This is a genomic window from Brenneria sp. L4-2C (genome assembly GCF_040240335.1).
In the GTDB taxonomy this organism is placed as follows: Bacteria; Pseudomonadota; Gammaproteobacteria; order Enterobacterales; family Enterobacteriaceae; genus Brenneria.
In genome coordinates, this window is the sequence record NZ_JBEIAC010000030.1 from 20,516 (window position 1) to 28,641 (window position 8,126).

Annotated in this window: 12 protein-coding genes and 6 pseudogenes; 14 read left to right on the forward strand and 4 right to left on the reverse strand. The window is 42.6% G+C overall.

From position 1 onward, the window contains the following. Positions 1-86: 86 nt before the first annotated feature. Positions 87-191, forward strand: a pseudogene (locus tag ABRZ26_RS23460) (RHS repeat-associated core domain-containing protein); the annotation flags it as partial. Here the strand turns inward: ABRZ26_RS23460 and ABRZ26_RS23465 are convergent. Continuing rightward, positions 176-412 (reverse strand): hypothetical protein, encoded by a 237-nt coding sequence (locus tag ABRZ26_RS23465; protein ID WP_319606519.1) that lies wholly within the window; start codon positions 410-412, stop codon positions 176-178. The pseudogene ABRZ26_RS23460 and the gene ABRZ26_RS23465 overlap by 16 nt on opposite strands. Before the next feature lie 8 nt (positions 413-420). After that, a complete protein-coding gene (locus ABRZ26_RS23470; RefSeq protein ID WP_319606510.1) occupies positions 421-711 on the reverse strand; it encodes a transposase in 291 nt (96 codons plus the stop codon). A 36-nt stretch (positions 712-747) separates the two neighbouring features. Here ABRZ26_RS23470 and ABRZ26_RS23475 point away from each other — a divergent pair, with 36 nt between their 5' ends. Beyond that, positions 748-1,185: an HNH endonuclease gene (locus ABRZ26_RS23475; RefSeq protein WP_319606511.1), complete on the forward strand. Its 438-nt coding sequence runs from the start codon at positions 748-750 to the stop codon at positions 1,183-1,185. 1 nt (position 1,186) lies between these two features. Then, positions 1,187-1,465, forward strand: a complete 279-nt coding sequence (locus tag ABRZ26_RS23480; RefSeq protein ID WP_319606512.1) for a hypothetical protein — start codon at positions 1,187-1,189, stop codon at positions 1,463-1,465. A 74-nt stretch (positions 1,466-1,539) separates the two neighbouring features. Here the strand turns inward: ABRZ26_RS23480 and ABRZ26_RS23485 are convergent, their stop codons facing one another. Further along, positions 1,540-1,764, reverse strand: coding sequence for a SymE family type I addiction module toxin (locus tag ABRZ26_RS23485; protein WP_319606513.1), 225 nt, complete (start codon positions 1,762-1,764; stop codon positions 1,540-1,542). Between the two features lie 89 nt (positions 1,765-1,853). Between ABRZ26_RS23485 and ABRZ26_RS25135 the strand changes: the two are divergent. From ABRZ26_RS25135 to ABRZ26_RS25150, 11 genes and pseudogenes are all read left to right on the forward strand, one after another. Continuing rightward, positions 1,854-1,991: pseudogene (locus tag ABRZ26_RS25135) on the forward strand (RHS repeat-associated core domain-containing protein); the annotation flags it as partial. Continuing rightward, a complete protein-coding gene (locus ABRZ26_RS23495) occupies positions 1,984-2,478 on the forward strand; it encodes a hypothetical protein (protein WP_319606520.1) in 495 nt (164 codons plus the stop codon). The pseudogene ABRZ26_RS25135 and the gene ABRZ26_RS23495, both read left to right, overlap by 8 nt. Further along, positions 2,460-2,654, forward strand: coding sequence for a hypothetical protein (locus tag ABRZ26_RS23500; protein WP_319606514.1), 195 nt, complete (start codon positions 2,460-2,462; stop codon positions 2,652-2,654). The genes ABRZ26_RS23495 and ABRZ26_RS23500 overlap by 19 nt, the downstream gene beginning before the upstream one ends. 319 nt (positions 2,655-2,973) lie before the next feature. Next, positions 2,974-3,177, forward strand: a pseudogene (locus ABRZ26_RS23505) (RHS repeat-associated core domain-containing protein); the annotation flags it as partial. A gap of 246 nt (positions 3,178-3,423) precedes the next feature. Continuing rightward, positions 3,424-3,540 (forward strand): annotated as a pseudogene (locus ABRZ26_RS23510) (HNH/endonuclease VII fold putative polymorphic toxin); the annotation flags it as partial. 2 nt (positions 3,541-3,542) lie between these two features. Further along, complete coding sequence (locus ABRZ26_RS23515; RefSeq protein ID WP_319606515.1) at positions 3,543-3,935, forward strand: Imm50 family immunity protein; 393 nt, start codon at positions 3,543-3,545, stop codon at positions 3,933-3,935. Between the two features lie 850 nt (positions 3,936-4,785). Next, positions 4,786-5,171: pseudogene (locus tag ABRZ26_RS25140) on the forward strand (RHS repeat-associated core domain-containing protein); the annotation flags it as partial. Between the two features lie 384 nt (positions 5,172-5,555). Continuing rightward, on the forward strand, positions 5,556-6,176 hold the full coding sequence (locus ABRZ26_RS23525) for a hypothetical protein (protein WP_319606516.1): 621 nt from the start codon (positions 5,556-5,558) through the stop codon (positions 6,174-6,176). A gap of 378 nt (positions 6,177-6,554) precedes the next feature. Then, positions 6,555-6,653 (forward strand): annotated as a pseudogene (locus ABRZ26_RS25145) (RHS repeat-associated core domain-containing protein); the annotation flags it as partial. Positions 6,654-7,001: 348 nt separating this feature from the next. Continuing rightward, entirely contained in the window at positions 7,002-7,352 is a 351-nt protein-coding gene (locus tag ABRZ26_RS23535; RefSeq protein ID WP_319606517.1) for a hypothetical protein, read from the forward strand. A 31-nt stretch (positions 7,353-7,383) separates the two neighbouring features. Beyond that, complete coding sequence (locus tag ABRZ26_RS25150) at positions 7,384-7,548, forward strand: hypothetical protein (protein ID WP_413556417.1); 165 nt, start codon at positions 7,384-7,386, stop codon at positions 7,546-7,548. An 18-nt stretch (positions 7,549-7,566) separates the two neighbouring features. On the opposite strand, the gene ABRZ26_RS25155 is transcribed toward ABRZ26_RS25150, so the two are convergent. Beyond that, positions 7,567-7,845: a SymE family type I addiction module toxin gene (locus ABRZ26_RS25155; RefSeq protein WP_413556418.1), complete on the reverse strand. Its 279-nt coding sequence runs from the start codon at positions 7,843-7,845 to the stop codon at positions 7,567-7,569. Positions 7,846-8,126: the final 281 nt, after the last annotated feature.

Consider the following 8,126-nt stretch of genomic DNA (forward strand, 5'->3'; position numbering starts at 1 on the left):
ATTACCGATTGATTTAAAATAATTTTGTGCAAATAAAAATCATCACGAATGGGCGGTAGCGTATGAACTACGATGCAAAATCTCTGACCCATTACAACCTAAATAGGGAGTACGACCCAAAGGTAGGCCGGTTTACGACGCAGGATCCGATTGGGCTGGCGGGGGGACTGAATCTTTATCTGTACTTGCCGTGAAATCGTTGCTCATCGCGTAAATCACTTTGCAGGCGCCGGATACCGTAAGTCCCCCAGCTGTCATGATGCAACTGAATCAGCCTCTGGCTCAGGGTGTCGTTAGCCAACTGTCGTTGGCTGGGTGTTCGGTTGCGCCATGACTGGTACCCCGCCCGCTGACATTGAGCAACAGGCAAAATTCGCTTCACTTCATGGAAAGCCGATAACTGAGTGACCATGGCGTATCTTAGCGGCTTTCCCGCGCAAAGAACGCCGCCGCTTTTTTCAGGATAAGTTTATCCTCTTCCAGTTCAGCGATTTTGGCTTTAAGACGGCGGATCTCCAGTTCCTGTTCGGGAAGCTGCGGGGTGTTGGAGAAAGCAGCCCCCGCCTTATCCTGATAGAGTTTTTTCCAGTTGTAGAGCGTGTTCTCTTTGATATCAAGCTCCTGTGCCATACGGGCAACAGACTTGCCGATTTCGAGCAGCAATGCAACGGCTCTGCGCTTGAACTCCGGAGTATATTGTTGTCTTGACATAGTGACCTCGCTTTCGTTGATTGATTTGAAAACAAGGTGGGCGCTAAATCAAGGACAGATCAACTTGGTGGATTAAACAACTACGCTTATGCGCCGAATCCGTTGGGGCTGGCGAAGTGTAGTAGCAACAAACCGCCAAATGCTTATTCCACAGCCTATGAAATGAAGCTGTCTAAAACATCTTACCCCGGTGTATCACGTGGCCGACATTTTCAGGAAGCAAACGAGTCTTTATTAAAAGCAATGGAATCCGATAAAGGTTTTGCCCAAAATATGAAAGGGTTAGGAATTAATCTTGAACGCACGCCTACCGGACTGGCTCAGAGAAAACCGCCGAAAGGCTGGACATGGCATCATGAGCTTGACGAAGATGTTATGCGATTAGTTCCTCGTTCTCAGCATACTCCGGGAAGTGAGTTCTGGAAGATATTGCATCCTGATGGTAACGGTGGATATGCCGTATGGGGAAAGTGAAATGACATTGAATGATATTATAAATCAGATTGATAGCTTCGATGATGACGATACTATTTATGTGGTTCAGCCGTGGAAACCTGACTCGAAAGCGGTTGTCGCAACAGAACCCAATGACGGCGGATTACCTGATGAAGCCGTTAAAGTAAATGCAGATTATTTTTTAGAAATATTCCTTACTAAAGAATTTTTAGAAGGCTGGTTATCTAATTTAGATCAAGAACCTTCAAGTAAAGATCAATGTTTGCGATTGATCCAATATGCTGAAAACGATGCATAATCTTTAAATAAAAATAGCCGGAAGTGATCTTAACGATCCTTCCGGCTATTTTTTACCTGCTTTTAGTTCAACGATCAGAGATTAATCCCGGTCTCAATCACTATCCTTCCCCGCTCAACCGTCACCGTTATCGGCATACTAGTCACAAAGCCCGACTCTTCGAGCCAGCGGCCCTTAAGGTTGATGGCAGACGGCGGGTTTGGTCTGCCGTTTTGTGGGGCGTATCCCACTATGTAGTAACGTTCTGTTTTAGCTGCTTTATTTACCGCACCGTCTGACTTAGAATGCTTCCCAGCCATAGTCAACTTTCTCGTCGGCGGGCGGTAGCGTGAGCAATTTCCAGCTCTATGACGACTGGATGAAGGTAACTTACGGCCGAAGCAAGTAGTACGATCCGAAAATCGGAAAAATTATTGCGCCGGATCCGGTGGGACTGACGGGTGGGTTGAACCTTTATGCTTATGCGCCAAATCCATTAACATGGATAGATCCGTTAGGGTTGAGTAAATGCAGTTCCAGTGGCAAACCAGATACCAGATTTTTATGTTGGGTCTGCTGGGCCGAGTGTGACCATGCGCTCCACAGCGTATCGTCATATGAAATATAAGGAACCTGATGGTTCGATTAACAAGTTTGTCGCTCAGACTTTAGAAAGTAAATCTGCACCTGTTATCTATTTTGGATTTGGTAAATACTCCGCTGGAAGCACTGCGAGAGATAAGTTCCAGATAGCATCCGAATGGAGTGATGCTCGCATGCGTGGTGCTTTTGATACTTTGCAATTATATAAAGATGGGAAATCTACAGCCTTCGTTCCTAAATGGGAGGGTAATAGCCATCCGACTAAGCTAGAGCCATTTGCTAAAGCTTATCCTCAATATGGCCAAGGGGGAGAGGCTCAGCTACATGCTGTGGGCAAATTATCCATTTTGATTCAATTGATATTATCCCGAATTAAATTATGTATACTCTGGAAAGAAAAGACGCAGAGACAATGCTTTATAACTTATTGAAAAGGACATTAATAAGAGAAAAAGACATTGATGAGTTAATAGATATTGCAAGAAATAATGAGCATTCTATTCCTATGAAAGCAATACGCCATAGATATGACAGTATGGAAAAAAAAATATTAACTGATAAGGATATAGATGAACTTGATACGTTAATGCATTTCTATGGTCCTTAATAAAATCATTCAAAAAATTGACGGCGGTAAACCTCCAGACTGGCGCTAGCGATGACTGCTCAGTCGACCTCAGACCAACAGCACCCCAGAGCGGCTGACGGATGCGGAAGGACAGCTGCACCGGGAAATCTCCCGCACACAGGGCGCGCTGACCCAGCGCCGGGCCTATGACGCGCAAGGACGGCGCGCCTGGCAAAGCAGCGCGCGGGGCATGGACGCCGAGCCGGCTGCGCCGGAAGACGGCATCCTGTGGCGGGCGTTCCGTTACACGAGCCGCGGCGAACTGGCGGGGGTGAGCGACCGGCTGCGGCAGGGACACCCCGTGATAGACCAGCCGCTGCGCTATGCCGGTCAATATGCTGACAGCGAAACGGGTCTACACTATAATCTGTTTAGATATTTTGATCCGGTGGTTGGCAGATTTACGACGTAGGATCCGATTGGGCTGGCGGGTGGATTGAATCTTTATCAGTATGCGCCAAATCCGCTGATGTGGATCGATCCGTTGGGGCTTACTGGTTGTAATGCTCAATTTCCGTCAAGAAAAGCTGCATTAAGGGCAGCCAAAAGGGATGCAGAGATACCCATGAACCAGCATCCGGTAACCGTGAAAAAAGTTCAGCTGACTGATAGAGACGGACATGCAATAAAGGATAGTGATTTTAATATACTAGAATCGAGAGAATATCATCATATACGGGCAGATGGCTCCAGGGTTGTTATTCAGGAACATTCAGCTGGACATACGTAGGGTCCTCCTGGGACTCCGGGAAATCAAGGACCGCATTTTAACCCCAGACCATTTGACCCTAAAACCGGGAACAGTTCGAGAAATGGTTCTGTTAGTGGCACATATGATCACTATGAATTCCCAGGAGAATTGTAATTATGTGGTTTGATTTTGTTCATGGAAAAGAGAAGATTAATTTTATGTTTAATAATGAGTTATCGATCGATGACTCTGAAATTGATAATTTTTTATTTTATGACCTTTCAAAAATAAGAGTATGTTTTAATACGAGGAATATACCGAAAAAAACACCAGATAAATGGAGGAACGTAGAATTTAACGGATTATCTATCACATTGATACTTGTAGGGATAAGTAAGTTAAATCTACAGGGAGATCGAGTCGGATTTATATGCTCACCAATAATAGAAAAAATAGATGATGAAATGACATTTACCATTGATAACGGAGACAAATTTCATTTTTCATGCGCCGCTGAAATAATTGTAATTGATTCGATTGAACCATATTTAGATCAGCGCTGGAAATGATATTAATATTTTAATTTCGGGAAGTTTTTTAACTTCCAGTTTTTATTATTTCTTCATATCTAGTACAATAAATAACCCCACCTTTATTGAATTAAACGCCTGCTGTATCTGATAAAGCTGCTCGCGCAGCTCCTGTGCCTCGTTACCGATAGCTATCAACAAAATACATCCCTCGGAGCTATTCACTGTGATGCCTTGTTTCAGGTGGTATTCGACCACGATACGGTATTACGTTTTGAAGATGGTAATTTGGGGTTCAATGTATTTCTGAATTGATTATTTTCTTTGGCTTGGTCAGAATTTGCCGGGAGGTACGCCTGAGATGGTCATAAACTCAGTACCTTATGTTGAGAGTTAATTTGTTATGAATAAATACCCAGATAATTCCATTGTTGTTATAGATATGACGGAAATATATTAAAAATCAAAGCTTCTGGAAAAAAGGTAATTAATGTAATGAAATAAATAGGTTTTCTCAGTTAGATAAGTTTATGGAACTATCCATAGATAATGAGCAAGATAAAACAAATACAATCAATATATTAATTAGTGAAGATGCTCTCTTTCTATATGGTAATGGCTGGTCCCCATTAGATGTAATGGAATATTATAAGGATAAGTGTATTAAACTCGGAAAATATAAAGTCATGTATTGGACTGATCAGAAAACGGATCATATAAAAGAACGATAAGTTATCTTTTAAATTAAACATAAAGCCGGAGCGATCCCCAAGATCCTTCTGGCTTTTTAATTATCGGTCAGTCACTACTCGTAATTCAGTACGATACGGCCGGCCGTCGCATCAGCAAACGGGTGACCACCGGTCAGGGTCCGCAGCGGCGCACGCGGGAAACACGCTTTGTGTGGCAGGGCCGGCGCCTGCTGCAGGTGCTGCACGACGACGGCACGCGGCGAACGTACACGTATGATCCGTCGGAGCCGTACACGCCGCTGGCGCACGTTGAGCCGTCGGGTGATGCGTCGCACGGGAGGCGGTACTGCTACGGAACGGCGCGCTGCGCCGGGGGCAGCAGGTTATTGACCAGCCGCTGCGCTAAGCCGGGCAGTATGCAGACAGTGAAACCGGTCTGCACTATAATCTGTTCCGTTACTACGACCCGGACTGCGGACGGTTTACCCAGTCGGATCCGATAGGGCTGGCGGGGGGTATTAACCTTTATCAGTATGCGCCGAATGCGCTGACTTGGATTGATCCATTAGGTCTTGCGAAATGCCATTTCAGTGGTAATCAAGGTAGAAATAAAGCGGCTCATGACCTTCAGCAAAATGGATATACTGTAATTGCGGAAGAACTTACCATGAAAGTTAATGGCAGTAGGGTGAGAGCTGATTTTGTGGCAGTAGATGGACATGGGAAAATTCATGTATTTGAAGCAAAACATGGGAATAGTGGATTAACGAAAAACCAAAGTAGATCTGGTGTATTTACCCTTCAAATACCGTGAGTGGCATTGGTGACGGGGTAATAATGCCATCATCAGGAACCAAAGGCACCTTTAGTGTAGCAACGTCTAATACTCAGAAATCAGGGGCATTAGGACCTAAAGGTACGCTACATGATGCAATATTCCATGTACTTAGCTATTAAGGTGTTAACTATGTCTATTGAATTGAGAAAGAATTTTGAAACTGAATTAAATATTTATTTAAAAGAGAATCTTACTCTTACTAATTATATGAAAATTCTGAAAAATAGAATTAACATCAATAGAATAGGAGATATTAATGTTCAGGGTGAATTATCGTGGGGATATTTGAATAATGCAAATGGTTATTTTTTATCTCTTTCGATTGATTCAATAGAGTTGAATGATTTTTTTAATGAAATAGCACCACCTTATAAATCAAATTTACTCACTGACAATACTTTCTTTATGAATACATTGATGGAAAAATTCAAGTTATTCGCGACTAAAATTGGTGGTACAGTTGATCTTCCCAGAAATGAGGAAGAAATATCTAAAACCTGTGAATGGATTTTCACTAAAATAAGAGATATTTATTTACCAAGAGTAATGAATTTAATCGATCTTAAATCAGATGCTATTAATGATGTAATAGCTAACCCTAATTATTACGCCTATCCATTTTTGACTATTTTATATATAATTAAGAAAAACAACATTCCGCTATCCGATATTGATATGGATTTTATTCTCAGTAAAAAAATCACAGGTAATAAACTTTTTGATAAAAACCTGTTAGATACATATCTATAATAATAAAATAGCCGGGTAAGGCAATTTTAATCCTCTCGGCTTATATTTTATTTAGCTGCCATTGTTTAATCCACTAAATCAAAACGTCCCCATCACCTTAATCGTTTTGTCATCTAACCAAGTTGCTCACGAAATTCCTGCTCTTCATTGCTGTCGGCCATCAACACAATGCGCCCTCCAAAATCTTCACGGTGACGCCCTGCTCATATGATTATGATTTTACTTTCTAACATGTTGATTAGGTAGTAAAATAATTCCTAACAAATAGATAAATTTATCAGGATTTGGCAGCAACAGATGAACTATGGTGCGGTATTTATGGAGCTGTATTACTAAAACTGTCACTATGAATCACGGATCGGATAAATTCTCCATCCTGATCCGATAGGGCTGCTTGGTGGATTAAATAATTACGCTTATGCGCCGAATCCGTTAACTTGGATCGACCCGTTAGGGTTGGCGAAATGTGGAACTGGTCAATATAAAGATGTCGGTGGTCACCATGTGCATGCGAAAGCCGGATTTAAAAGCAATCCTTAGTACGATCTGAAAAAAGGATTCTCAATAAGTCAGGATTATAATGGATAAGATGGGATGGGATCATCAGGCTATGACTTCATACCAAAGATAGGCTTTTAAAGATCTTTATAACACTGGCCGACCTAATACTCTCAGTGAGCATAAAAAAATAGCAGTTAATGCGCTGGAAGCTGGGGGGCAACAACACAACAATCGAGAAGCCTTGTTGCTGTATCATTATGGAATTTACGCTCTCAAGGTGTAGTTTCCCCATCAAACCTTCCTTGGCATCAATAGGTTATTATCATGACAGATAAAGAAACTTTAGACGAATTTGGATGTTCGGTTATGCGTATGGTTCGTGATCGTTCTATTGATAGATTTGATAAGATTCAATCTGGAACGTTGAAATCACAAAGAGCTATAGAGTTACATAATTTACTGTCCACATTTGATGATGAGCAGAAAAAGATAATCAAAGAATTACTTATTGAATCTATTGATAACACTATATTTAACTTTCTTTTTCTGTTTGAAGAGGATGATAAAAAAGAGATATTAGTATCAGGTAAAAATATTACTGAAATAAGCGACGGATTATCCGGTGAGTTATTTACGAAAGATGGTTGGATAAGTCGTTTTAGTAAAAATCAGTAATAATGTTTTATCCATTATATATTATAATAATATGTTGAAACAATCGGAAGCGATCTCAACGATCCTTCCGGATTTATTTTATCTGTCGTTCAATCTCAGTTATTTACTGATTGAGTATCACCGCCAGATCCAGCCCGCCGGGAAAGCGATTGAGCCAGTCGGCGGCGGCGCGTTCATCGAACGGCTCCCGGCGTAATCCTTCCAGACAGTGCCACTACTCACGAATATCCTGCACGGTAATCACAATGCAGCCGGGCATGACACGCAGCTTGAGTGGCTGCCCGGTGCTGAACCCGGCTTCCTGTAGCCACTTGCCGCTGATATTGATGGCGGGCGTAGAGGTATCGCCCCTGTTGGGCCGGTAGCCGACACGTTGATAGCGCTCCGGCTGAGAGATTTTAAAAACAGGGGTAAAGGGCGCAGAATATGCGTCAACCTTAGTCGCCTTTCTTGTCGGTGGGCGGTAGCGTGCGCGTTTCCTGCACGATGGCAGCGACGCGGTGACCCATAACCGTCTGGCGCACTGGCAACGGTTGTTCTGCCGTTACGATAGCTGGGGCAATTGATCAGATATATCCAGATTTGATATATGATTAATACTATGGAGACTAGCATGAATGCCGAAAGGTTTGATCCTACCCACGAATGGTGGACACGCTGTTAAGCGAGTAAAATCGTTAACAAGGTGAACCATGACGCAAGCAAAATCTGTGAAGAAGACATCCCGTAATCAATATACCCCGGAGTTTCGCCAGCAGGCGCTGGCGCTGGCTG

What these genes read in the sequence shown, in the direction of transcription:
- ABRZ26_RS23485 (WP_319606513.1), bottom strand. Translation starts at nt 1,764, where the DNA reads ATGGCTGGGAAGCATTCTAAGTCAGACGGTGCGGTAAATAAAGCAGCT.
- ABRZ26_RS25150 (WP_413556417.1), top strand. Translation starts at nt 7,384, where the DNA reads ATGTTGAAACAATCGGAAGCGATCTCAACGATCCTTCCGGATTTATTT.
- ABRZ26_RS23470 (WP_319606510.1), bottom strand. Translation starts at nt 711, where the DNA reads ATGTCAAGACAACAATATACTCCGGAGTTCAAGCGCAGAGCCGTTGCA.
- ABRZ26_RS23480 (WP_319606512.1), top strand. Translation starts at nt 1,187, where the DNA reads ATGACATTGAATGATATTATAAATCAGATTGATAGCTTCGATGATGAC.
- ABRZ26_RS23500 (WP_319606514.1), top strand. Translation starts at nt 2,460, where the DNA reads ATGCTTTATAACTTATTGAAAAGGACATTAATAAGAGAAAAAGACATT.
- ABRZ26_RS23515 (WP_319606515.1), top strand. Translation starts at nt 3,543, where the DNA reads ATGTGGTTTGATTTTGTTCATGGAAAAGAGAAGATTAATTTTATGTTT.
- ABRZ26_RS23465 (WP_319606519.1), bottom strand. Translation starts at nt 412, where the DNA reads ATGGTCACTCAGTTATCGGCTTTCCATGAAGTGAAGCGAATTTTGCCT.
- ABRZ26_RS23535 (WP_319606517.1), top strand. Translation starts at nt 7,002, where the DNA reads ATGACAGATAAAGAAACTTTAGACGAATTTGGATGTTCGGTTATGCGT.
- ABRZ26_RS23525 (WP_319606516.1), top strand. Translation starts at nt 5,556, where the DNA reads ATGTCTATTGAATTGAGAAAGAATTTTGAAACTGAATTAAATATTTAT.